Source organism: Solwaraspora sp. WMMB335 (assembly GCF_049179075.1).
GTDB lineage: Bacteria > Actinomycetota > Actinomycetes > Mycobacteriales > Micromonosporaceae > Micromonospora_E.
Genome location: NZ_JBMHMF010000001.1, coordinates 2,894,047 through 2,916,750, shown reverse-complemented (window position 1 = coordinate 2,916,750; position 22,704 = coordinate 2,894,047). Strand labels below are relative to the sequence as shown.

The 22,704-nt window shown below is 70.8% G+C and carries 20 protein-coding genes and 2 pseudogenes; 8 read left to right on the top strand and 14 right to left on the bottom strand.

Translation table 11 applies throughout. The annotated features are described in order from the left end of the window. Positions 1-12: 12 nt before the first annotated feature. The 3 genes from ACN27F_RS12465 to ACN27F_RS12455 form a co-directional block, all read right to left on the bottom strand. The gene (locus ACN27F_RS12465) at positions 13-534 is read right to left on the bottom strand and encodes a methylated-DNA--[protein]-cysteine S-methyltransferase (RefSeq protein WP_421433474.1); all 522 of its coding nucleotides are present in this window, start codon (positions 532-534) and stop codon (positions 13-15) included. Between the two features lie 103 nt (positions 535-637). Next, positions 638-2,146 (bottom strand): AlkA N-terminal domain-containing protein, encoded by a 1,509-nt coding sequence (locus tag ACN27F_RS12460; RefSeq protein ID WP_421433472.1) that lies wholly within the window; start codon positions 2,144-2,146, stop codon positions 638-640. Between the two features lie 120 nt (positions 2,147-2,266). Continuing rightward, a complete protein-coding gene (locus tag ACN27F_RS12455) occupies positions 2,267-3,511 on the bottom strand; it encodes an MFS transporter (protein ID WP_421433471.1) in 1,245 nt (414 codons plus the stop codon). 103 nt (positions 3,512-3,614) lie between these two features. Here ACN27F_RS12455 and ACN27F_RS12450 point away from each other — a divergent pair, with 103 nt between their 5' ends. The 7 genes from ACN27F_RS12450 to ACN27F_RS12420 all read left to right on the top strand — a co-directional run bounded on the left by ACN27F_RS12450 (position 3,615) and on the right by ACN27F_RS12420 (position 9,384). Next, positions 3,615-4,589, top strand: coding sequence for an ABC transporter ATP-binding protein (locus tag ACN27F_RS12450; RefSeq protein WP_421433469.1), 975 nt, complete (start codon positions 3,615-3,617; stop codon positions 4,587-4,589). Then, positions 4,586-6,193: a hypothetical protein gene (locus tag ACN27F_RS12445; protein ID WP_421433468.1), complete on the top strand. Its 1,608-nt coding sequence runs from the start codon at positions 4,586-4,588 to the stop codon at positions 6,191-6,193. Before ACN27F_RS12450 ends, ACN27F_RS12445 begins: the two co-directional genes overlap by 4 nt. A gap of 177 nt (positions 6,194-6,370) precedes the next feature. Beyond that, complete coding sequence (locus tag ACN27F_RS12440; protein WP_421433467.1) at positions 6,371-6,850, top strand: hypothetical protein; 480 nt, start codon at positions 6,371-6,373, stop codon at positions 6,848-6,850. 81 nt (positions 6,851-6,931) lie between these two features. Next, entirely contained in the window at positions 6,932-7,444 is a 513-nt protein-coding gene (locus ACN27F_RS12435) for a hypothetical protein (protein ID WP_421433465.1), read from the top strand. An 87-nt stretch (positions 7,445-7,531) separates the two neighbouring features. Continuing rightward, positions 7,532-8,617: a redox-regulated ATPase YchF gene (gene ychF, locus ACN27F_RS12430; RefSeq protein ID WP_421433463.1), complete on the top strand. Its 1,086-nt coding sequence runs from the start codon at positions 7,532-7,534 to the stop codon at positions 8,615-8,617. An 87-nt stretch (positions 8,618-8,704) separates the two neighbouring features. Further along, a complete protein-coding gene (locus tag ACN27F_RS12425) occupies positions 8,705-8,989 on the top strand; it encodes a hypothetical protein (RefSeq protein WP_421433461.1) in 285 nt (94 codons plus the stop codon). Then, a complete protein-coding gene (locus ACN27F_RS12420) occupies positions 8,971-9,384 on the top strand; it encodes a hypothetical protein (RefSeq protein WP_421433459.1) in 414 nt (137 codons plus the stop codon). Before ACN27F_RS12425 ends, ACN27F_RS12420 begins: the two co-directional genes overlap by 19 nt. A gap of 268 nt (positions 9,385-9,652) precedes the next feature. On the opposite strand, the gene ACN27F_RS12415 is transcribed toward ACN27F_RS12420, so the two are convergent. From ACN27F_RS12415 to ACN27F_RS12405, 3 genes are all read right to left on the bottom strand, one after another. Next, a complete protein-coding gene (locus tag ACN27F_RS12415) occupies positions 9,653-10,234 on the bottom strand; it encodes a Uma2 family endonuclease (protein WP_421433457.1) in 582 nt (193 codons plus the stop codon). Positions 10,235-10,743: 509 nt separating this feature from the next. After that, positions 10,744-11,106, bottom strand: coding sequence for a PH domain-containing protein (locus ACN27F_RS12410; protein WP_421433456.1), 363 nt, complete (start codon positions 11,104-11,106; stop codon positions 10,744-10,746). Between the two features lie 39 nt (positions 11,107-11,145). Continuing rightward, the gene (locus ACN27F_RS12405; protein WP_421433454.1) at positions 11,146-11,457 is read right to left on the bottom strand and encodes a 4a-hydroxytetrahydrobiopterin dehydratase; all 312 of its coding nucleotides are present in this window, start codon (positions 11,455-11,457) and stop codon (positions 11,146-11,148) included. Between the two features lie 157 nt (positions 11,458-11,614). Here ACN27F_RS12405 and ACN27F_RS12400 point away from each other — a divergent pair, with 157 nt between their 5' ends. Next, on the top strand, positions 11,615-12,061 hold the full coding sequence (locus ACN27F_RS12400) for a (deoxy)nucleoside triphosphate pyrophosphohydrolase (RefSeq protein ID WP_421440154.1): 447 nt from the start codon (positions 11,615-11,617) through the stop codon (positions 12,059-12,061). 173 nt (positions 12,062-12,234) lie between these two features. On the opposite strand, the gene ACN27F_RS12395 is transcribed toward ACN27F_RS12400, so the two are convergent. The 8 genes and pseudogenes from ACN27F_RS12395 to ACN27F_RS12360 all read right to left on the bottom strand — a co-directional run bounded on the left by ACN27F_RS12395 (position 12,235) and on the right by ACN27F_RS12360 (position 22,661). Then, a complete protein-coding gene (locus tag ACN27F_RS12395; protein ID WP_421433453.1) occupies positions 12,235-13,011 on the bottom strand; it encodes a GH12 family glycosyl hydrolase domain-containing protein in 777 nt (258 codons plus the stop codon). A 288-nt stretch (positions 13,012-13,299) separates the two neighbouring features. Continuing rightward, positions 13,300-13,521 (bottom strand): annotated as a pseudogene (locus ACN27F_RS12390) (succinate dehydrogenase/fumarate reductase iron-sulfur subunit); the annotation flags it as partial. A gap of 72 nt (positions 13,522-13,593) precedes the next feature. After that, positions 13,594-14,346: pseudogene (locus ACN27F_RS12385) on the bottom strand (succinate dehydrogenase/fumarate reductase iron-sulfur subunit); the annotation flags it as partial. Continuing rightward, positions 14,346-16,286 (bottom strand): fumarate reductase/succinate dehydrogenase flavoprotein subunit, encoded by a 1,941-nt coding sequence (locus ACN27F_RS12380; protein WP_421433452.1) that lies wholly within the window; start codon positions 16,284-16,286, stop codon positions 14,346-14,348. The pseudogene ACN27F_RS12385 and the gene ACN27F_RS12380, both read right to left, overlap by 1 nt. 13 nt (positions 16,287-16,299) lie before the next feature. Continuing rightward, the gene (locus ACN27F_RS12375) at positions 16,300-17,106 is read right to left on the bottom strand and encodes a hypothetical protein (protein ID WP_421433450.1); all 807 of its coding nucleotides are present in this window, start codon (positions 17,104-17,106) and stop codon (positions 16,300-16,302) included. A 450-nt stretch (positions 17,107-17,556) separates the two neighbouring features. Then, positions 17,557-18,990, bottom strand: a complete 1,434-nt coding sequence (locus ACN27F_RS12370; protein ID WP_421440152.1) for a TldD/PmbA family protein — start codon at positions 18,988-18,990, stop codon at positions 17,557-17,559. 14 nt (positions 18,991-19,004) lie between these two features. Beyond that, on the bottom strand, positions 19,005-20,441 hold the full coding sequence (locus ACN27F_RS12365; protein ID WP_421433449.1) for a TldD/PmbA family protein: 1,437 nt from the start codon (positions 20,439-20,441) through the stop codon (positions 19,005-19,007). Positions 20,442-20,498: 57 nt separating this feature from the next. Further along, complete coding sequence (locus ACN27F_RS12360) at positions 20,499-22,661, bottom strand: prolyl oligopeptidase family serine peptidase (protein ID WP_421433448.1); 2,163 nt, start codon at positions 22,659-22,661, stop codon at positions 20,499-20,501. Positions 22,662-22,704 lie beyond the last annotated feature (43 nt).

Sequence of the window (22,704 nt, the reverse complement as noted above, 5' to 3'; positions counted from 1 at the left end):
TGTGGCCGGCGTTTACCGCCCCCGATCGGTCACCTGCCGTTCGTGCTGGAGCAGCCACTTCTTGACCGGCAGGCCCCATCGGTATCCGCCGAGCGTGCCGTCGCTGCGCAGCACCCGGTGGCAGGGCACGATCAGCGCCACCGCGTTGCTGGCGCACGCTCCGGCCGCCGCCCGTACCGCGCGGGGCCGGCCGGCCAGCGCGGCGAATCCGGTATAGGTGACCGGATCGCCGGGTTTGACGTCGCGCAGCACGGACCAGGCGGTGCTGACGAACGCGCCACCCCGCTGGTCGACCGGAAGATCGTCGATCGCCGTCAGCTCACCGGCCAGGTACGACCGGACCGCGGCGGTCAGCACGCCCAAATCGGCCCGCTGGCGCACCGGCCCGCGCAGTTCGGGATGGATCAGCGGCAGCAGTTCGGCCGGGTCGGTGGTGAAGCCGGCGGCCCGCACACCCCCGTCCGCACCGGCGAGCAGGCTCAACGGGCCGACCGCAGTGTCGATCAGCGAGAAGTCCAAGGTAGTCGGAGACATGCTCGATCCCTACATTGATGATGATTCGTTCAGGTCAGGACAGGTCCGGTCAGAACAGGTCAGGACAGGTCAGGGCAGGTCCAGGTCCAGGGCCAGGTCCGAGTCAGGTCCGGCGGGCCGTCGTCACCGCCGAGCGCCACAGCCGTACAGTGGCGTACGACCGCCAGGGACGCCACCGTACGGCGTGCTCGCGCAGCGCCGCCACCTCGACCGGCAGGCCGAGCAGGTCCGCCCCGCGCCGTACTCCGAGGTCGGTGGCGAGCAGCACATCAGGATCGCCCAGCGCCCGCATCGCGACGTATCCAGCGGTCCATTCTCCGACGCCGGGCAGCGCGACCAGCCGGGCGACCAGTTCGGTACGGTCGCCGCCCGGGTCGAGCCGCAGTGTCGCGCCGGCCGTCGCGGCGGCCAGCGCACGCAACGTGTTCCGGCGGGCCGCCGGCATCGCGAACGCCTCGTCCGGTAGGTCGAGCAGATGCGCCGGGTCGGGAAACGGCAGCAGGTCGGGTGCCGGATCGCCGGCGGCGGTCGGGTCGGCCTGACAGAGCCGCGCCAGGACCCGCCGGGCCGCGGCCACCGAGATCTGTTGCCCGACGACGGCCCGTACGGCCAGTTCGAAGCCGTCGACCGCACCAGGCACCCGTACCCCCGGTTCGGCGGCGACCGCCGCCGCCAGCGCCGGATCCGCGCCCAGTGTGGCGTCCACCGCCAGCGGGTCGGCGTCCAGGTCGAACAGCCGGCGGCAGCGCGCCACCGCCGGCGCCAGATCCCGCAGATCGGCCAGTCGGAACACGGCGCCGACGTGATCCGCGCGCGGCGTCAGCGCGACCGTACCGGCACCGTGCGGCAGACGCAGCGCCCGGCGGTACGTCCCACCGTCGGTCGACTCCACGCCCGGCACCGCCCGCGCCGACAGATGGTCCAGTACCGGGCCGGCCGGCATCGGCTGACGCGACGCCAGCCGTACGCCGATCGTGCCGCCGGGCACCGCACCGGGCGTCCCGTCCGGCGGCGTGCCGACGATCGGGTCGGCGGCCGTGCCGGCCGGCACGCGGCGACGCGACCGCATCCCGGCCGGTGCCGTCCCGTACACGGCGCGAAACGTGTCGTTGAACTGCCGTACGCTGCCGAACCCGGCCGCGAACGCGACGTCGGCGAGTCCGAGCTCAGTGGTCTCCACCAGGATCCGGGCGGTCTGGGCACGCTGGGCCCGGGCCAGCGCCAGCGGCCCCGCACCGAGTTGCTCGGTCAACACCCGGTTGAGATGCCGCTGCGTGTAGCCGAGGCGGCGGGCCAACCCGGGCACCCCGTCGCGGTCCACCACCCCGTCGCCGATCAGTCGCATCGCCCGCCCAGCCAGGTCGGCCCGGGTGTCCCAGTCGGGCGAGCCCGGCGTGGCGTCCGGCCGGCATCGTCGGCAGGCCCGCAGGCCGGCCCGCTGGGCAGCGGCCGCCGACGGATAGAACCGCACGTTGTGCCGCTTCGGGGTGACCGCCGGGCAGGACGGCCGGCAGTAGATGCCGGTCGACGTGACGCCGGTGTAGAACCACCCGTCGAACCGCGGATCGCGGCTGTCCACCGCGCGGTAGCACCGCTCGAAGTCGAGCTCCATGCCATCGATCCTGCCCCGCCGGTGGTCGCCCCGGCTGGCGGGAATCGGACCTGGTGTTGCAGCGCCGGGTCCCGGTCACGAGCGTCCCGGCTACGAGCGTCCCGGTCACGAGCGTCCCGGCTACGAGCGTCCGGACGGCTCCGGACGCCGGGTGGCGCCGGCCACCAGCAGGCCGATGGCCAGCGCGCCCAGCACCACCAGCAGCGCCCGCAGGATCCCGCCCCGCTCGGCAAGGAAACCGACCAGCGGTGGGCCGGCCAGGAACGCGGTGTATCCGATCGAGCTGACCACCGAGACCCGTACGGCGGCCCGGTCCGCCTGGTCCGCCGCGGCGCTCATGCCGACCGGGAAACCCAGCGACGCTCCGGCACCCCACAGCAGCGCGCCGAACAGTGCCCAGGGCAGCGCCGTACCGAACACCACCAGCACCAGCCCGACCAGCGCGAGCAGCGCGGTGCCCCGCAACACCGACACCCGTCCCCAGCGCTGCAGCGCCGCCCCACCGATCATCCGGGCACCGGTCATCGCCGCCACGAACACCCCGAACGCCACCGCGCCGAGCGCGTCGCCGACCCCGTAACCGTCGACCACGGCCAGCGTGATCCAGTCGTTGGCCACCCCTTCGGTGAACGCGAACGCCAGCACCAGCAGACCGATCAGCAGCGTGCGCGGCTCCCGCCAGGCCCGCAGTACCCCGGAACGCGACGCCGACGTGCCCGGCTCACGCGCCGGAACGGGCAGGAACATCCGGACCGTGACCGCGATGAGCGCGATCGTCGACACGGCGGTGACGACCAGTTGCCAGTCCACCGGAACCCCGAGCCAGGCACAACCGGCGCCGGCGAGCGCGCCGGTCACCGTACCGAGGCTGAATCCGGCGTGGAAGCGGGGCATGAGCGGGCGGTCGAGCCGGCGCTCGACGTCGGCCCCTTCCACGTTCATCGCCACGTCCCAGCTGCTCACACCGGCGCCGGTGAGCAACAGCCCGGCGCCGGCCAGCAGGGCGGTACCGAACGTGGCGCCGGCGGCGACGGCCAGCATCCCGACCGCGACCGCGGTGGCCCCCGCCAGCACCGTCCGGCGTGGCCCGATCGCGTGCACCAGCGGACCGGACAGCGGCAGCGCGCTCACCGCACCCGCCGACATGCACAGCAGCAGCAACCCGAACTGCGCGTTGCTCAGCTCCAGCGCGTCGCGGATGGCCGGCGTACGGGAGATCCACGACGCGAAGGCCAGTCCACTGACCCAGAACGCGAGCCCGACCGCGATCCGTGCCCGGTCCACCACCACGTGCGGCACCGTATCCACCTGTCCCGAGTCCGCCGGCCCGGTGCCCGTCGGTTCGGTGCCCGCCTGATCCGCCACCACGTCCGTCCGCTTCCCGTGTCGTCCCGTTCCCGGTAACCACTGCCTGCGCAACCGGTGATTACCAGCGCAGACGGTAGAGCACTGGACCGGCGCGGGTAACATGACAATGCTCACCAACCGGATGCGTACGGAGGTCGCCGTGCCGGATCCGGCTCCGATCGTCGTCGAGCGATTGCGGGTGCGCTACCGGGATTCGCCACGGTACGCCGTCGACGGAGCGTCGTTCGCGGTCGCCCTGGGTGAGGTTTTCGGTCTGCTCGGCCCCAACGGTGCCGGCAAGTCCACCACCGCCCGGGTGCTTACCCGGCTGCTGCGCGACTACCAGGGCAGGGCCGACGTCCTGGGCCGGCCGGTGCGTCAGTGGGGGTCGCGACTGTACGAACGGATCGGCGTCAGTTTTGAGCTGCCCGCACACTTCGCCCGGCTGACCGCCCGGGAGAATCTGCAGGTGGTCGCCGGCCTCTACCCGCGCGGGACGACCGAATCCGCCACGGTGTTGCTGGACCAGGTCGGGCTGGCGTCCGTCGCCGACCAGCAGGTGGCCGGCTTGTCCAAAGGGATGCAGCTGCGGCTGAACCTGGCCCGAGCCCTGATCCACCGCCCGGACGTGCTCTTTCTCGACGAGCCGACATCCGGACTGGACCCGGTGCACGCCGCTGCCGTACGGCAGCTGATCCGCGGGCAGGCGGCGCAGGGCCGGACCGTGCTGCTGACCACCCACGACATGACCACCGCCGAACAGGTGTGCGACCGGGTAGCGTTCATCGTCGACGGGCGGATCGCCGCGATCGACACCCCACGTGGTCACCGGCTGCGGTACGGCCGGGCCACGGTGATCGTCGAGTACCGCAACGACGCCGGGCCGGCCCGGCGCGAGTTCGACCTGGTCGGGCTCGGTGCCGACGCTGGCTTCCGGGAACTGCTGGACGGCGGCGCCATCGAGACGATGCACACCCGGGAGGCGAGCTTCGAGGAGGTCTTCGTCGCGGTGACCGGTGGGGGGCAGCCGGAACCGGCCGGCGAGCGGCCCGCAGGGGCAGACGGGCAGCCTGGCTCGGCGGGTTCGCAGCCATGACCCGAACCGCTCGGCGGCTGGCCGCGGCGCTGCTGCTGGAGTCGCGGATCGAGTGGCGCTACCGGGTGGTGGCTGCGGCAGCCGCGTTCGCCGTCGGCTGGACCGCCCTGCTGCTCGTCGTGCCCGCTCCGGTTGCCCGCGCGCTCGGCTCGTTCGTACTGCTGCTGGACACGGCGGCGTTCGGCGCCTTCTTCGTCGGGCTGCTCGTGCTGCACGAGCGCACCGAGGGCGCGCTCGCCGCGCTGCGGGTCACCCCGCTGCGCACCGGCGAGCATCTGGCGGCGAAGCTCGCCGTACTCACCGGGTTGTCGGTCCTGGCCGCGGTGCCCGTCGCCGTCGCCGCCGGACGACCCGGCCGACTCGGTTCGGTGCTGCTGGGAGTCGGGCTGGCCGCGTTGCTGATCCTGACCGCCTCACTCGTGCTGGCCCTGCGGCAGGGCTCGATGACCGGCTATCTGACGTCCGCGCCGCTGGTGCTGCTGCCCGGGCTCGTGGTCCCGCTGGCGTACCTCGCCGGGCTGTTCGACCACCCGCTCACCTATCTGCTGCCGACCACCGGGGCCGCCGAGCTGATCCGTTCGGGCGTGTCCGGGTCGGCCGGGTCCGGGTCGGCCGGGTCCGGCTCAAGCTGGCCGCTGGCCGGTTGGTGGCGGGCACCGGCGCTGGCCGGCTACGCGCTCGTCTGGATCATCGGACTGGTGCTGCTCGCCGTGCGGCGCTCCACCACGGGTGCGGCCAATGCGCCGGCGGCCCGGCACCGGGCACGCTCGATGGCCGCCGGGCCGTGGCCGGCCGGGCTGCGGCTGCCGTGGCCATGGCGGGCAGGCTGGCTGCCGGCCCTGGTCCGGCTGGACCTGCGACTGTTCGGCGCCGATCGGCTGCTGATCGTGTTGCTGGGCGCGCCGCTGTTACTCGCGTTGGCGTTGCGGTACGGCTTTCCGCCGGCGGCCCGGATCGTCGCGGATCGCTACGGCGTCGACCTCGCCGCCCATCAGGGGGTGCTGCTGGGGCTGCTGGTGTTGGTCCACGTGCCGGTCATCGGCGGCATGATCGGGTCGTTGCTGCTGCTCGACGACCTCGACGAGCGGCATCTGCTGCTGTTGCGGGTCACCCCGGTCACGCTGGAACGCTACCTCGGCTACCGCGCCGGATCGACGGTCGGGCTGACCCTGGTCGGCCTGCTGATCGCGGTACCGGTGAGCGGGCTCGCCGTCGTACCGCTGCGTCAGTTGCTCGCGGCGGTGTTGCTCGCCGCCGGCCAGGCGGTGTTGATCCTGCTGGTGGTGGCCGGGTACGCCCGCAACAAGGTGCACGGTCTGGCCCTGCTGAAACTGCTCGGCGGGGCGGTGCTGGCACTGGCCGCGCTGCCGTGGCTGCCGCTGCCGTGGCTGCAGTCACCGGCACCGGTCTCCTGGCTGTCGGCGGCGCTTCCGCCAGCGGCGGTGACCCTCGCCCAGCAGACCGCCGAAGCATCGGAGGCCGCCGGGGGTACACCGCTCGGTGGGGTGCTGCTGACCGCGAGCTACGCGGCGGTGGGCGGCGCGACGACGATGGTCGGCGGAATGGTGCTGGCCCGCCGGGCGATCGCCCGTATCACGTCCTGAAGCGCTCTCGGCATGTCCTGGGCACACTCGGGCCCCGAAGTGTCCGCTGACGGCCCCGATCGGCCCCGATCGGCCCCCCGGCCGGTCGGTACGGCTCCTCGCCACCGGGCGGACCGGCCGGCGAATCGATAAAGTAGCTCGGTTCGGTCCATCTCAATAAAGGAGTACGTAAATATCATGCGTCGCTCACTGGTCGCCGCCGTCCTCGGCGTGGCTGTGGCCGCCGGCCTGACCGGCTGTGGCTTCGAGTCCGCCCCGAACACCACCGACGGCACATCGGCACCGGACACCGCCAACACCGCGACCGAGGCCGACATCCTCGCCGCCACGAACGCCGCCTGCAACCAGGCCGTATCGATGAGCAGCGACTTCGCGACCGGGTTCCAGCGCGACGTCGGCCAGTTCGCCGATGCGGCCAGCACCGGCGAGCAGGTGCCACCGCAGGCGGTGGAGAACTTCGAGGCGCAGATGCGGGCCTGGTCGGCCACGCTGACCTCGCTGGCCACCGGGCCGGTCCGGGAGGAGGTCCACGCCGTACTGACCGAGAGCGTGACCGCCATCGAGGCGGCCACCGAGGTGGGCGACACGGCGTTCACTGAGGACCAGATCGCGGCGGTGACGGCAGTGCCCGACAACCTGCGTGCCGTCTGCCAGTGACCGCTCGATCCGAATTTCTGTTTGCCTATCGCCGGTGACTGTCCGCTAGAGTGCACGGGTTTTGCCCGTAGTGGACATTGGATGGACAGGATGCGGAAGACACTGGTTGCGGTGACGATGGGTGCTGTTCTGGCCTTCACGCTCGGCGGTTGCGGCGCCGACGTCGAGGCGGAATCCGCCGATCAGACGGCCGCCGAGGCAGGCGCGGCGGCGACCACGGCTTCGGCCGACCCGGCCGCGTCCGCCGGAGCGGACGCCCAAGCGACGGCTGCCGCGTGCGAGAGCGCGATCGCGCTCAGCGAGGAACGGGCGGCCAACCTCGAGAACGACCTCGCGGAGATGATGGCCGTCGCGGTCGAAGGCGCCGAAGGCGGGGACAAGGCCGAGGCGCAGTTCCGGGCCATGCTCACCGAGTGGGAGGAATCGCTGAGCTCGCTGGCGGCGGAGCCGGTCGACGAGGGCGTGCGGCAGGCGCTGCTGGACGGTTCGGAATGGGTCGCCCAGATCAACGACCCGCAGGACAACACTCCGATGGGCCAGTTGGTGGACGGCGCTGCCAAGCTCGCCGACGACATCAAGGCCGCCTGCGCCTGATCACGGCTCGTGAAGCGCGGCACCTGGCCCCGTCCGCCGGGTGCCGCGGCCCGACCTGATCCACTCGGCTGCGTAGACTCGTCCGACGTGAGTCTCACCATCGGCATCGTCGGCCTGCCCAACGTCGGCAAGAGCACCCTGTTCAACGCGCTCACCAAGAACGACGTCCTCGCCGCGAACTACCCGTTCGCGACGATCGAACCCAACGTGGGCGTGGTCGGGCTGCCGGACGGGCGGCTGGACAAGCTCGCCGAGATCTTCGGCTCGCAGAAGATCATCCCGGCGCCGGTCTCCTTCGTCGACATCGCCGGCCTGGTCCGGGGAGCGTCCAAGGGCCAGGGCCGCGGTAACGCGTTCCTGGCCAACATCCGCGACGCGGCGGCGATCTGCCAGGTCGTCCGGGTCTTCTCCGATCCCAACGTGGTGCACGTCGACGGCAAGGTCTCCCCGGGCGACGACATCGAGACGATCAACACCGAGCTGATCCTGGCCGACCTGCAGACCCTGGAGAAGGCACTGCCCCGGCTGGAGAAGGAAGCCCGGCTGCGCAAGGACCGGGCACCGGTGCATTCCGCCGCGAAGGCCGCCGCCGAACTGCTCGACAACGGCACCACGCTGTACGCCGGCGCCGCTTCCGCCGGCATCGACGTGGCCGAGCTGCGCGAGCTGCACCTGCTGACCACCAAGCCGTTCCTCTACGTATTCAACGTCGACGAGGAGGAGTTGGGCAACGCGGTGCTGCTCGACGAGCTGCGGGCGCTGGTCGCCCCGGCCGAGGCGGTCTTCATGGACGCCAAGATCGAGTCCGAGTTGATCGACCTGCCCGACGACGAGGCGCTGGAGCTGTTGGAGTCGACCGGGCAGAGCGAGCCGGGGCTCAACCAGCTGATCCGGGTCGGCTTCCGCACCCTCGGGCTGCAGACGTACCTGACCGCCGGGCCGAAGGAGGCACGGGCCTGGACCATCCCGGTCGGCGCGACCGCGCCGGAGGCCGCCGGGGTGATCCATTCCGACTTCCAGCGTGGCTTCATCAAGGCCGAGATCGTCTCCTACGACGATCTGGTCGCGGCCGGGACGATGCCGGCGGCCAAGGCCGCCGGCAAGGTCCGGATGGAGGGCAAGGAGTACGTCATGCAGGACGGCGACGTCGTCGAATTCAGATTTAATGTCTGATTTCGGTCCAACGTCTGGGGCGTAGCTCGATCCCGGTCAGCTGCCCAGCGCGTGGCGCTTTTCCTACTCGTTTGACACACTGGGCCGATGAGTGAAGCGGTGTACCGCATCGGCGAGGGGCCGGCGACGCGGGTGAGCCTGTCGTTGCCCGAGGGGACAGCTGAGGCGATCCGGGCTCGGGTGGGCAAGCGGGAGTTCTCCGCGTTTATCGCTGAGGCAGTCGAGCGTGAGCTTCGCGGCCAGGTGCTCGACGAATACCTGGCCGACTATGAGAGTCGCAAGGGGCCGGTCTCCGAGAGGGCTCGTCAGCGGGCGCGGCAGGTCTTCGACGAGGTGTTCGCTGAGGAGGGCGAGTGGCCCGCCGCAAGCTGATCCACGAGGGAACGCTGGTCCTCGACAGCGAAGGACTCTCGAAGCTGCTCGCCGACGACGAGCAGGTGGTGGCGATGACGGCCGAGGCGCGCTCGCGCGGCATGGAGGCCGTGATCAGCGCACTAACCATCATCGAGGCCGTCCATGCCCGCACACACAAGGCACGCCTGAACTGGTTGCTTTCTGGGCTGCGAGTGATTCCGGTCGGCGACGAGGAAGCGCGGGCGGCGTCGGAGTTGCTGATGAATGCTGGTCTGCACGGACACAAGTACGCGATCGACGCGGCAGTCGCCGAGGCTGCGTTGCGCCAGCATCGCCCGGTGGTCATGGTGACTTCCGACGTCGACGACATGGCCAAGCTCTGCGGTGATCGCGTCCGGCTTGTGGCGGTGTGAGTCCGGCTCCGGCGTCATCGGCCGCGCGCCTGGTGATGTTGTTCGGCGACGCAACCCGGTCGAGTTCCGCTTCAACGTCTAGCGCAAGAAGCTGACGGACGGAGGTTATCGGTGCAGGCGAGGGAGGCGCACCGTTGTCGAGACCGACGGAACTGCTGCGGCAGGCACGCAAAGTGTTTTTGAGCAGCACCAGCCCGAGGCCGTCGAATTGCCCGGCAGGCCGGCGCGACGCGGCGACAAAGTTCGGGTGCTCCCGCCCGGGACAAACTCAATTCTTGGGGCCTGGCACCAGCCCATCAAGGTCGAGCGTGATCGTGAACGGCGTGGCGGTGCGTAGCTTGTTGCGATAAATCGCGGTCGGCACGTAGGACCGGGCGGGTCCGTCGAGCTCGTAGGCGTGGACCACCGGTGATCCACCCTCGTCTTCGACGCGCCAGTAGTGCGGGATGCCGGCTTCCGCATACTTGCGCAACTTGACCGTGCGGTCCCGGTGTGCTGACTCCGGCGACACCACCTCCACGACCAGGAGAGTCTCCTCATGCGTGTAGAAGGTCCGGGACGGATCGTAGGATGCCGCTGCGGCCAGAAGGTCGGGCTCGGGACGATTCCACTTGTCGAGTCGGATCGTGATCTCCCGGTCGACCTCGACGCCCGGCGGTGCCTGGTCAGTCAGACTGTTCACCAGCGCGGTGACCGTACGTGCGTGCCAGACCCGCTGGGGGAACATCATGAAGACGAGTGCTCCATCGATCAGCTCGGTGTGACGGGGTGCCTGCGAAAGCTGGTCGAGGTCGTCGGCGTACCACCCCTCCGGGCGGGGCGGCTGCATCCACTCGGGCACCGCGGTCATGTTTTTCACCGTAACATCCGGTTTCTGCTGTCCTACCGTCGTTCAGCCTCGATGTCTACGCCGCATCGAGGTGAGGCTCACGCACCTTAAGAGGCGGTCTTAAGGTGCGTGAGCCTCACCTCGACGCTGGCGGTAGAGGGCGGTGACCCCTTCGCCGGAGTCGATCTGCCAGCCGGAGTCGGTCGACGGCGACATCCACCCGATGACCGGTTCCGCCTGAGCCGGCCGTGACTGCATACCAAGGCGGTGCCCGCGTGGGCGAGATCGCTCGGGTGACTGGCTACGGCCGGGAACAGGTCCGGCGGATCCTGCGAGCCGGCGGTGTCGAGCCGGAGAAGCCGACCGCTTGAGTTGAGTGCGAGCGTGGCACGTGCGGACCGCGCTCGACATCCTGCGCGAGGAAGGCCGAGTGGTCACCTTCACCGGGCGCGGCGCATTCGTCAGACCGGATCCGCAGCCCTGACCTCTATCGAGCGGTCAGCCCTGCGGCCTGTCGGTCCCGCAGTCGGTCACGAGATGTAGTGCAGGATCACGTTGTGGACGTGGTGCGACTTCTGGTCGCCGCGGAACTCGATCTCGTACGTGTGGGTGCCGACGTTGATGGCGATGGCGCCGGTGGAGAAGTACGAACCGCCCCAGGACTTGTTGCTGACCACGCTGACGCTGGTGATCTTCGCGTACGGGATGCTGGTGATGGCGACCTTCTTCCCGACGAAGGACTTGTCCTGGATGATCACCCGGCGGGTGGTCAGTCCGATGAAGCCGGTGCCGGTGCCGATCGCGTCGTAGACCGCGATCACCTGTTCCCCGTCGAGTAGGCCGCTCTCGATCTGCCGCAGTTGCTCGCGCCGGTCGTACGTCACGTTGGCCATGGCACCGAGGATAGGTCGCGGCGGCAACCACGGCCGAGGTCACGCGGCGTCGATGATGGTCCGGTAGGCGTCCTCGATCCGTGCGGCAAGTCTAACGTCACCCTCAGTGATCTTCTCGCTACCGGACGAGCCGAGGCAGATCTGCGTGCTTCCGTCGATCCGCCGGACATCCGGCCGCAGGTGCAGTGCGTCGGCGGCTACCTTGATCCGCTCGGTCAACTCGGCGTGCTGGCTGTCGTCGAGCAGCAGGACACGCCGGATCTGCTGGCCTTCCTGAGTCCAACCTACGAGTTGGGTCAGCGCGTCGCTAAGGTAGTCGCGGCCCGGACGGCCGGGCCAGAGTGCTCGCAAAGCCACACCTCCCAGGCGTCGTTGCCGGCTTGTGGCCAAATCGTCGCCATCCTGTGTCTTGGTCGGTGGTCCCCAGTCTTACCGCTGACCGGCCGGGTGTCCACGTCCACCCTTCCCGCTTCTGCTGTCCTAGCAGCCAGCAGGGTTGGCCGAATTGCTGATTGATCTGGCAGGCTGGTCTGCTGTGCGAAGCGGGCGGCCCAGACTGCAGGTCGTTGTCGGTGCGGCGATCGTGCTCGACGGCCGGGTACTGGCGTGCGCGCGGTCTCACCCGCCCGAAGCAGTGGGGAAATGGGAGTTTCCCGGCGGAAAGGTAGAAATCGGGGAAACTGAGCCGGTGGCTCTGATCCGGGAATGCCAGGAGGAACTCGGCGTGACCATCTCGGTGGGCGAGCGGCTCGGCGAGGATCAGGTGCTCGGGCAGGGGCGGGCCGTGCTGCGTGTTTACCTGGCACAGCTGCTCGGGCCGACGGCACCCGCCGCGCTCGAACACTCGGCCCTGCGCTGGCTGGCCGCCGACGAGCTGCACGACGTGCGTTGGATGCCGGCGGACCGACCGATCGTCGCCAAGCTGGGCCCGGTGCTGCGGGCGGCCGCCCGGTAGCCAGAGCGGCTCGCGGTCATGCCTGTCTCCGCGCCGAGCCACCCCGCGCCGAGCCACCCCGCGCCGAGCCACCCCGTGCCGAGCCACCCCGCGCCGAGCCACCCCGCGCCGCTTGCGGGTCGTCGAACGACTTCGTCAACGGTGACCGGCGATCCGCCCCGTGCCGTCAGGGTTCAAAGGTTGACGTCGACCTGGAACGATCGGGCGGCCAACCCGCTGCCGCCCTGCCAGATTTCGAAACCCGCCTCGACACCGCTGAGATACCACCTCCGCTCGAGGTAGCCACGGCCGACCGCGTCGCGGGTGAAGACCGCCAGATCAAGGTCGCGGACCTCGGCGGTCGGGCTGGTCCGCACGTACGCGACATAGCTCCAATGCCAGTCCGCGTGGTAAACGTCCCAGGTGGTTCCGGCCAGGACCACATCGCGGGCGACGAGGACGCCGCCGGGCTCGGCACCACCGGCCCGGTCCAGCCAGACCATCAGCTCGGCGCCGTCCGGAGACCGGTGGGCGTTCGCGTCGGTGTGGAACCACAGGTCGTACGTGGCGTTCCAGCGCCCCGGCACCCCCTCGGTGCTGACCGCCCAGCTGGACCGGGCCGAGCGTAGCTTGCCGACCTGGATCGGCAGCCCGCTGCCGACCGTGCAGTTGCCCCAGTGGCAGCCCTGGTAGATGGTCGGGTAGGCGGCTGCGGAGCCGGTCGACTTGGCGTGTTCGGAGTGGGCGACCTCGAATCGGCCGTCGCCGGCGACGGTGAGGCACTGCAGGGTACGGGCGCCCCAGACGTTGTTCATGACCACGTACCGCTTGTCCGCGATGTTGATCGTGTCCGCCCGGCCGCAGAGTTCGGCGGCGTCGGCGGCCGGAGCCAGCCAGAAGATCGTGATGCCGAGCGCGACGACGGCGGCGAAGAATATCGACCGCAGGCGGTAGCGCCTGAGCAGCGTCATGGTGCGGAGCTCCTTCGGCGGGCAGCCCGCATCAGCGGACTGGTGCCGTGGGCGTGGCGGCCCGGCACCACCCACGACGGGAAACGATCGATGTGATTCGTTCCCGGCTCCGCAGAGGATGCTACGACTGTCGATCCCTGCCGGGCAACCTACCGCCCCGTCCCCCGGCGATCCTGGACTTGTCGATGGATGAATCTGGCAAAGCCTCGCGACAAGTCCAAGATCGCCGGGGACGGGTGGGGACGGGGGTGGGGACAGGGTAGGACGGGGATGGGGGCGAAGTGAGGGTCAGCGGTCCTGGTCGGGGTGGTGGTAGTTCAGGGACTTGTCCGGCAGCGGGAAGGTGACGTCCTCGCCGAACGGCGACGGGGCCGCCGGCCGGTCGAACGCCAACTCGCTGATCGGCAGATGTCCGCTGGAGTCCACCGGTGCCGCCTGCGGCCGCGGCACCTGGCGATGCCAGTTCACGCCCCGCTCGGCGTCCGCCTGCGGGCTGTGGTCGCCGTCGGCCGGCACGGCCGCGCCGACCGGCTGGCCGATGCCCGACTCGCCGGGAGCGGGGCCGGCCGGCGCTGTGCCGTTCTGGCCACGACGGAAGATCTTGCTACCGAGCCACACCAGTGGATCGTACTTGCGGTCGACGACGCGTTCCTTCATCGGGATGATCGCGTTGTCGGTGATCTTGATGTGCTCGGGACAGACCTCGGTGCAGCACTTGGTGATGTTGCAGTAGCCCAGACCCTGCGAGGCCTGCGCGTACTCCTTACGGTCGCTCCTGGTGTCGAGCGGGTGCATGTCGAGCTCGGCGGCGCGGATGAACACCCGCGGGCCGGAGAACGCCTTCTTGTTGTCCTCGTGGTCGCGGACCACGTGACAGGTGTTCTGGCACAGGAAGCACTCGATGCACTTGCGGAACTCCTGCGAGCGCTCGACGTCGACCTGCTGCATCCGGTACTCGCCGGGAGCCAGCTCCTCCGGCGGGTCGAACGCCGGCGTCTCCAGGGCCTTGCGGTAGTTGAACGACACGTCGGTGACCAGATCCCGGATCACCGGAAAGGTACGCAACGGAGTGACGCTGATCGTCTCGGTCTCCTCGAACGTCGACATCCGCGTCATGCAGCCCAGCTTGGGCATGCCGTTGATCTCCATGGAGCAGGAGCCACACTTGCCGGCCTTGCAGTTCCATCTACAGGCCAGGTCCGGTGCCTGGGTGGCCTGCAGCCGGTGGATGACGTCGAGAACGACCTCGCCCTCGTTCACCTCGACCTGGAAGTCCTGCAACTCACCGCCGGTCTCGTCGCCCCGCCACACCCTGAAGTGGCGCTTGGTGCCCATCAGTTGTCCGCCTCCTCAGCGAGCGCGTCCTGCGCCAGTGCGTCGAACTCCGCCAGTTCCTCGTCGGTCAGATACTTGGCCAGCTCCGCCCGGTCGAAGAGCGTGATCAGCTCCGGGCGCATCGTCGGCAACGGCTTGCGCTCCAGCTTGACCGCCGCGTCCGACTCGATCGAGCAGACCAGGTTGACCGTGCGCCACTGCGGCGACATGGTCGGGAAGTCCTCGCGGGTGTGCCCGCCCCGGGACTCCGTGCGCTCCAGTGCCGCCTTCGCGGTGCACTCCGAGACGACCAGCATGTTGCGTAGGTCCAGGGCCAGGTGCCAGCCCGGGTTGTAACGTCGACCGCCGGCCGCGCTGACCTTGGCCACCCGCTCGCGCAGCTCGGTCAGCTTGACCAGGGACTCCGCCAGCTCGCCTTCGCGGCGGATGATGCCGACCAGATCGCCCATCACCGCCTGCAGGTCCTGCTGCAGGGTGTACGGGTTCTCGCCGGTGTCCCGGGACAGTGGCGCCAGGGCCTGATCCACCGCCGTCTCGACCTCGTCGGCGGAGACCTTCGGCCGCCGGTCCAGCCCGCCGGCGTACGCGGCCGCGTGCTCGCCCGCCCGCTTGCCGAAGACCAGCAGGTCGGACAGGGAGTTGCCGCCGAGTCGGTTGGAGCCGTGCATGCCGCCGGAGACCTCGCCGGCGGCGAACAGGCCGCTGACGTGACCGACCGCCGCCGCGGTGTCCGGGTCGACCTCGACGCCGCCCATGACGTAGTGGCAGGTCGGCCCGACCTCCATCGGCTGTTTGGTGATGTCGACGTCGGCCAGCTCCTTGAACTGGTGGTACATCGATGGCAGCCGGCGGCGGATCTCCTCGGCCGGCAGCCGGCTGGCGATGTCCAGCAGCACCCCGCCCGACTCGGTGCCCCGGCCCGCCTTGACCTCGTTGTTGATGGCTCGGGCCACCTCGTCACGGGGCAGCAGCTCCGGCGGGCGCCGGTTGTTGTCCGGGTCGGTGTACCAGCGGTCCGCCTCCTCCTCGGTTTCCGCGTACTGCTTGCGGAACACGTCGGGGACGTAGTCGAACATGAACCGTTTGCCGTCGGTGTTGCGCAGCACCCCGCCGTCACCCCGGACCGACTCGGTGACCAGGATGCCCTTGACCGACGGCGGCCAGACCATGCCGGTCGGGTGGAACTGCAGGAACTCCATGTTGATCAGGTTCGCCCCGGCCCGCAGCGCGAGGGCGTGCCCGTCGCCGGTGTACTCCCAGGAGTTCGAGGTGACCTTGTACGACTTGCCGACCCCACCGGTGGCCAGCACCACGGCCGGCGCCTCGAACAGGATGAACTCGCCGCTCTCCCGGTAGTAGCCGAAGGCACCGGCGATCCGGGGACCGTCCGGGCCGGATTCCAGCATCAGCTCGGTGATGGTGGTCTCGGCGAAGACCTTGATCCGGGCGTCGTGGACGCCGTACTCCCGCTTGTCCTCCTGCTGCAGGGAAACGATCTTCTGCTGCAGGGTGCGGATCAGCTCCAGGCCGGTGCGGTCACCGACGTGGGCCAGTCGCGGGTACTCGTGGCCGCCGAAGTTGCGCTGCGAGATCTTGCCGTCCTTCGTACGGTCGAACAGCGCGCCGTACGTCTCCAGCTCCCAGATGCGCTGCGGCGACTCCTTGGCATGCAGTTCGGCCATCCGGAAGTTGTTCAGGAACTTGCCGCCGCGCATCGTGTCGCGGAAGTGCACCTGCCAGTTGTCGCGGCTGTTGACGTTGCCCATCGCGGCGGCGGCACCGCCCTCGGCCATCACCGTGTGCGCCTTGCCGAACAGCGACTTGGAGATGATCGCGGTGCGCTTGCCGGCCAGTCGGGCCTCGATCGCCGCCCGTAGCCCGGCGCCGCCGGCACCGATGACCACGACGTCGTAGTGGTGTCGTTCGATTCGGGTAGTCATATCGTCCAAGCCCCTAGTTGAAGAACCGCAGGTCGCCGAACCAGCCGGCGGACACCGCCAGCACGTAGAAGTCGGTCAGCGCCAGCGTGCCGAGGGTGATCCAGGCGAGCATCATGTGCCGGGTGTTCAGCTTGGAGACGAAGGTCCAGAAGCGGTACCGCACCGGGTGCTTGGAGAAGTGCTTCAGCCGGCCGCCGGTGATGTGCCGACAGGAGTGGCAGGACAGGGTGTACGCCCACAGCATGATGACGTTGCCGAGCAGGATGACGTTGCCCAGGCCGATGCCGAAGCCGGCCTCGCCGTCGAAGGCGAGGACCGCGTCCCAGGTGTTGATGAGCGAGATGATCGACGCGGCGTAGAAGGTGTACCGGTGCACGTTCTGGAAGATCAGCGGGAAGCGGGTCTCGCCGGAGTAGCTCTTGTGACCGTCCGGCACCGCGCAGGCCGGCGGGGACAGCCAGAACGACCGGTAGTACGCCTTGCGGTAGTAGTAGCAGGTCAGCCGGAACAGCAGCAGGAACGGCAGGGTCAACGCCGCATCGGGGATGATCCACCAGCCGGGCAGGAAGCGGCCGAAGTGCGCCGCCTCCGGTACGCACCGTTCGGTGACGCAGGGTGAGTAGAACGGGGTCAGGTAGTGGTGCTCGGCGACCCAGTAGAAGTCGTGCATGAAAACGCGGACGGTGGCGTAGGTGACCCAGGCACCGAGTCCGATGACGGTGATGAGCGGGGGTAGCCACCACCGGTCGGTGCGCAACGTCTTCGCCGCGATGGCGGCGCGCGCCCGCGCCTGCCCCGGCATCGTTGCCGTAGTCGTCATCCTGTCTCCCTGACGGGGCCCGACCCGCAGCAGGCGGGCCCGGATATCTTCGGCCGGTCCGTGGCGACAGGGCACAGCCCAGATTGCCGTACGACCGTGTGCTCCAACCCGCGCCACGTCCCGCGCAGTGGCTGGCGACCATCTACGCGGGAGGTAGGTGCAGTCCGGTGCACACGTTACGCCCCGTACCGGCGGACGTATGCGCAAGGGAGTCTCGCCGGTATCGCGCCGGTTACGAAAGCCCGGCCCGCCCGTGGAGCGGCGGATGTGCACAAGCTCACTGCTATTCCAGCGGCGTCGGTCACAGATCGCGCCGGCGGCGGGGTGACGGGCGGCGCGGTCGACCAGCCCGCACCGCCCGTCGCGGACCTCCAGAAGTGAGGTATGCCTAACCTAAATCGGAAGGGTCGCTCGGGTCAATACGATGAATCGGCTCGCCGCCGATACCTGTCAGCCGGTGGCGCCGCCGGTGACCTGCCAGCTCGCCAGGTGCAGCGCGGGCGCGTGCCAGGACGTACTGTCCCAGGCCTCCGGCAACCGGGCGAGCGCGGTCCCGACGCCGAGTACGGCACCGGCGGCGAGTGCCTGGGGGTAGGACTGGGTGAATCGCAGGTTGCGGACCGCCGAGACCACCTCGCCGGACTCGACCAGCCACACCCCGTTGCGGGTCAGCCCGGTCACCACCAGGCTGCGGGGGTCGAGTACCCGGGTGTACCACAGGTCGGTGACGAGCAGGCCGCGTTCCATCCCGGACAGCAGCACGGCGCTGTCCGCCCCGGTCGGGCCGGCCACTGTCGGTTCCGCACCGGTCGCACCGGTCGCGGTCGGGGCGGTCGGGGCGGTCGGCGGACCGTCGGCCGCAACCAGCCGCAGGTGTTGCGCGACCGGGCCCCAGCCGACGCCGCCCGGCGCGGCGTGCCCGGTCGAAGCCATCCCGGCCTCGGCCGCGGTCCGCCGGTCGTGGGTGAGCGCCATGCTCGTTCCGGCGTCGACCAGGACGGTACGCCCGGTCGGGGTCCCTTCCGCGTCGAACGGCAGCCCGGCTCCGGCGAGCGGGTCGTCGATCAGCGAGACGGCCGGATCGAACTGCGGCTGCCCGAGCTGGACGAAGGAACGCCGCTCGTGGTGGGCCTTGCCGGCGAACCCGTACCGGGCCAGCATCTGCAGCAGATCGACCACCGCGGTCGGTTCCAGCACCACGGCGTACCGGCCCGGGGCCAGGTCGATCGGCTGCTGCCCGGCCTGTGCCTTGGCCGCCGCCCGGGCCCCCAGCGCGGCCGGGTCGAGGTCGGCCAGTCGGGCCACCGACTGCCGGGCCACCCCGTCCGAGCCGGCCACCCGCGCGACCCCGTCCATGGCCGCCTCGGCGGTCCGCCCACCTGCGCTCTGACCGGCGCTGTTGGCGAAACCGGTGGACCGGTGCACCGTCCGGCAGTAGCCGGCACTTTCCAACCCGGCCGCAGCCGCCACGAAGTCACGTACCCGGGCCGCCCGCTCGGCCGGGCCGGCCTGTGCCGTCTGTTCGTCCCACAGCCCGGCGGCGTGCAGCGGTGCCGGCCCGGCCAGCCCCGGCCAGGCCGGATCCGGTGGGCAGAGCCGGGCCGCGGCGAGGGTCCGATCGACCAGATCGGTCAGCCCGTCCGGCTCGGTCAGCGTGGTCGAACCGATCGCCGTACGGCCGTCGATGTGCAACCGCAGCCACACGGTCGTGGCCGCCTCGGCGACGTTCTGGTGGATGTACGAATTGGCGAACCTGGTCAACGCCAGAGCATGGTGATCGGCGTACACCTCGGCCTGCGCCGCCGGGCCGGCGGCCCGGCGGACCAGCTCCACCACGCGGGCGGCCAGGTCGGTCTCGGCCGGGGACATCGCCGCTCCGGTCAACCCCGCGTCGAGACTCATCCGCGCACCCCGACCCGGACGTTGGTGAAGCGGGCGGGTGCCGCCGGATGACCGGTGTGCCCGATCTGGCCCGGTTGGCCCTTGCCGCAGTTCGGGGTGCCCCAGGCCACGCTCTCGCCGGAGAGCATGTCCATCGAGCGCCAGAAGACCGGCCCGATCCCGGTGTACGTCGGGTTGCGCAGCATCCGTCCCAGCCGCCCGTTCCTGATCTCCCAGCCGATTTCGCAGCCGAACTGGAAGTTGAGCCGTTTGTCGTCGATCGACCACGACCGGTTGAGGTCCATCAACACCCCGTCGTCGGTGGCGGCGATCATCTCGTCGAGGGTGTGCGGGCCGGGTTCGAGGCCGACGTTGGTCATCCGCACCATCGGCAGCCGGGCCCAGCCGTCGGCCCGTACGCTGCCGCCGTAGTCCAGCCCGGCGACCGCGGCCGAGTCCCGCCCGGCCAGCACGCCGACCCACCGTCCGTCGCGGACCGCGTCGCGCCTGACCGCCGGGCTGCCCTCGTCGTCGAAGCCGAAACTGCCCAACGCGCCCGGGATCGTCGGGTCGATGGTGACGTTCATCAGCTCCGAGCCGTAGCGCAGGCTGCCCAGCTGCGCCAGGTCCAGCCAGGACGTGCCGGCGAAGGCGGCCTCCCAGCCGAGGATCCGGTCCAGCTCGATGGCGTGCCCCACCGACTCGTGGATCTGCAACGCCAGCTGCTCGCTGCCGAGGATCAGCGTGGTCTCCCCGGCCGGGCAGGGCGGCGCGGTCAGCAGCGCCCGGGCCTCCTCGGCGATGCGGGCGGCGTGCGCCGGCAGGTCGAGACCGTCGACCAGCTCCCAGCCGCTGGTGCCGTACTGGCCGCGAAAGCTCGGGTAGGACCGGCGCTGGGTCTCCCCGTCACCGATCACGGTGGCCGACAGCCCGGCCCCGCACTCACGGATCCGTTGGTCGATCCGGTGCCCCTCGCTGGAGACGAACCACTTTTCGGTGTCCCAGATCTGGTAGAGCCCTTCGGCCAGGTCCGCGCCGTGCTCGCGCATGGTTCCGGTGGCGGACACCAGCAGGTCGCCCTTGTCGGTCAGCGGCACCGACAGCGGGTCGATCAGGCACGGGCTGGCCCAGCTGGCGGTACCGGCGCCCGCCGGCACCAGGTCGATCGCCGGGCCCGGCACCTGAGCACTGGCTGCGGCGATCCTCGCCGCCCGGCCGCCGGCCGCCCGCGCGGCGGCCGACGACGGATCCGGTACGGCGTAGAAGCCCCAACCGGAACCGACCAGCGCCCGCACGCCCAGGCCCGCGTCGCTGTGCTGGACCAGCGCCTCGATCTCCCCGTTGCGGGCGGTCATCGACTCGTGGCGGCGGTGCATCACGCGGGCGTCGGCGTACCGGGCACCGGCATCGAGCGCCGCCTGCACCGCAGCGGTCGCCACCTCGAAGTGGGTCATGCGCTGCACTTTATGCGACAGCCACGGCGGCTCACGAGTAGCAGATGTCGATACGGATCAGGCACCGGTGGCGACCAGCGCCTGCCGCAGGAAGTCGAGTTCGGCGCGCAGCAGCGGCGTGCCGTGCGGGTCGGTGCCGGCGGCCAGCGGCAGCATCGCGTGCGGTCGGCCGGCGGCCAGCAGCGCGGCGGACAGCCGCAGGCTGTGTGCCGCCGGCACGGCCCGATCGGTCAGCTCGTGGATCAGCAGCAGCGGCCGCAGCGGGGCGCTGCCGGCCGGCTCGCCGGCCAGCTCGACCAGGCTGTGGTGCGGGTAGATCTCGCCGCCTTCCTCCGGCGTGCCCAGGTAACGCTCGGCGTAGGCGGCCGGCAGCAGACCCCAGTCGGTGATCGGCGAGCGGGCCACCGCGGCTCGGAACACGTCCGGGCGGCGCAGCACCGCCAGTGCGGCGAGCCAGCCGCCGAAGCCGTGCCCGCGCACCACCACCTGGTCGAGGTCCAGGTCGGGATGCTTGTCGACGACCGCGCCCAGCGCGTCGACCTGGTCGGCGAGCAGCACGTCGGCGAGACGCCGGTGCACCACCTTCTCGAAACTCGGCGCCACCCCGGGCGTACCCCGGTTGTCGACGGTGACCACTGCGAACCCGGCGTCGGCCCAGCCCTGCGCGGCGAACCAGCCGGCCCGCGCGGCGGTGATCTGCTGCTGGCCCGGACCGCCGTGGACCTGCAGCAGGACCGGGAGCCGCCGGCCGGTGACGTGCGCCTGCGGGTAGAGCACGGCGGTGGGCAGCCGGCGGTCGGTGACCCGCTGCAACGCCGGGCGCGGGGTGACCGGTGGCGTGGCGGCCAGCGACCGCAGCGTGCCGATCTCGGTGTCGCCGCGCCAGATCGTCCACCGCGTACCGTGCTGGTCCAGCGTCGCGGTGCCGACGGCCAGCACGTCACCACCGACCGCGCCGACGTGCCAGCCAGGGTTCGTGGTGATCCGGGTGGCGTCCAGGCTGCCCGAACCGGGTGCGGTGCGGACCCGGTACAGGTGCTGTTCGCTCGGTTCGCCGCCGCTCGCCTCGACCAGCAGGTCCGCGCTGGAGTGCCGGCCCGGCAACCGGCCGACGACCCGGCGTACGTACAGCGCCGAGGGGGTGAGCAGGGTGCCGTCGGCGAACAGGCACCGGGCGTCGTACCCGTCGTGGGCCAACTCGCCACCGACCAGCACCCGCCCGTCGCCCAGGTAGCAGGGGGTGCCCGGGACCGGCTCCACCCAGCGTGGATCGGCGAGTTCGGCGTGCACCTGCGTCTCTCCGGTGCGTGGGTCGATGGACAGCACCAGGCCGTGCTGCTGCAGCCGGCGCAGCACGGTGACCAGCGGACCGCCGTCGGACCAGTCGACCGACACCAGGTACGGGTAGGTCTCCCGGTCCCAGTGCACGTCGACCCAGCCGCCGTCCAGGTCGAGCAGGTGCAGCGTCACCTCGGCGATCGGTCCCCCGCACAGCGGGTACGGCCGGATCTCCGGCGGCTGCTGGGGCCGCGCCGGATCGGCGTACCGCCAGCGGGGCAGCCGGGACCGGTCCACCCGGGCGGCCAGGATGCTGCGTCCGTCCGGTGCCCACCAGTATCCGCGGTCGCGCCCGAACTCGGCCGCCGCCGGGTCGGGCAGCGCCCAGGTGATGTCGCCGTCCTCACCGGCCAGCAGGATGTCGTCGCCGTCTGGGCGCACGACCCGCAGTTTGCCCGGTGCCGGTCGGTTGCGGCCACGCTCCGGTGCCGGACTCGCGGCGCTGCCCGCGTCGTCGTCCGACACGTACGCGAGGTGGCTCCCGGTCGGGTCCGGGCGGGCGTGGGTGACGTTGCCGACCACCGGGACCTCGACGACGTGTCCGTCCACCAGATCGGCCCGGAACAGCCGGCCGGCCAGCGTGAAGCTGGCCACCCTGGCGGCCGGGTCGACGGCGTACCGGTCGATGCCGGCACCGCGGGCCGGGCCGGGCCGGGGACCGTCACCGTCGTCTCGGGGACCGTCACCGAGCAGTACGGCCGGGTCGGCGATCCGGCGTTCCTCCCCGGTGGCGGTATCGAACGACCACAGCGCCTCGGCCGGATCCCCTGGCCCGGCGGAGCGCAGGAACACCACCCGGGCCCCGTCGGCGCCGACGGTCACCGCCCGGGGCGCGCCACGGGCGATGGCGCCGGTCGGGCTGGTCGGCTGCGCATGTTCCACTCCCGGATGGTAGAACCGGCTGCTCACCAATGAGACCGGTAAT

What these genes read in the sequence shown, in the direction of transcription:
- ACN27F_RS12450 (WP_421433469.1), top strand. Translation starts at nt 3,615, where the DNA reads ATGACAATGCTCACCAACCGGATGCGTACGGAGGTCGCCGTGCCGGAT.
- ACN27F_RS12415 (WP_421433457.1), bottom strand. Translation starts at nt 10,234, where the DNA reads ATGACCGCGGTGCCCGAGTGGATGCAGCCGCCCCGCCCGGAGGGGTGG.
- ACN27F_RS12410 (WP_421433456.1), bottom strand. Translation starts at nt 11,106, where the DNA reads ATGGCCAACGTGACGTACGACCGGCGCGAGCAACTGCGGCAGATCGAG.
- ACN27F_RS12380 (WP_421433452.1), bottom strand. Translation starts at nt 16,286, where the DNA reads ATGACTACCCGAATCGAACGACACCACTACGACGTCGTGGTCATCGGT.
- ACN27F_RS12375 (WP_421433450.1), bottom strand. Translation starts at nt 17,106, where the DNA reads ATGACGACTACGGCAACGATGCCGGGGCAGGCGCGGGCGCGCGCCGCC.
- ACN27F_RS12395 (WP_421433453.1), bottom strand. Translation starts at nt 13,011, where the DNA reads ATGACGCTGCTCAGGCGCTACCGCCTGCGGTCGATATTCTTCGCCGCC.
- ACN27F_RS12425 (WP_421433461.1), top strand. Translation starts at nt 8,705, where the DNA reads ATGAGTGAAGCGGTGTACCGCATCGGCGAGGGGCCGGCGACGCGGGTG.
- ACN27F_RS12440 (WP_421433467.1), top strand. Translation starts at nt 6,371, where the DNA reads ATGCGTCGCTCACTGGTCGCCGCCGTCCTCGGCGTGGCTGTGGCCGCC.
- ACN27F_RS12365 (WP_421433449.1), bottom strand. Translation starts at nt 20,441, where the DNA reads ATGACCCACTTCGAGGTGGCGACCGCTGCGGTGCAGGCGGCGCTCGAT.
- ACN27F_RS12435 (WP_421433465.1), top strand. Translation starts at nt 6,932, where the DNA reads ATGGACAGGATGCGGAAGACACTGGTTGCGGTGACGATGGGTGCTGTT.
- ACN27F_RS12445 (WP_421433468.1), top strand. Translation starts at nt 4,586, where the DNA reads ATGACCCGAACCGCTCGGCGGCTGGCCGCGGCGCTGCTGCTGGAGTCG.
- ACN27F_RS12465 (WP_421433474.1), bottom strand. Translation starts at nt 534, where the DNA reads ATGTCTCCGACTACCTTGGACTTCTCGCTGATCGACACTGCGGTCGGC.
- ACN27F_RS12460 (WP_421433472.1), bottom strand. Translation starts at nt 2,146, where the DNA reads ATGGAGCTCGACTTCGAGCGGTGCTACCGCGCGGTGGACAGCCGCGAT.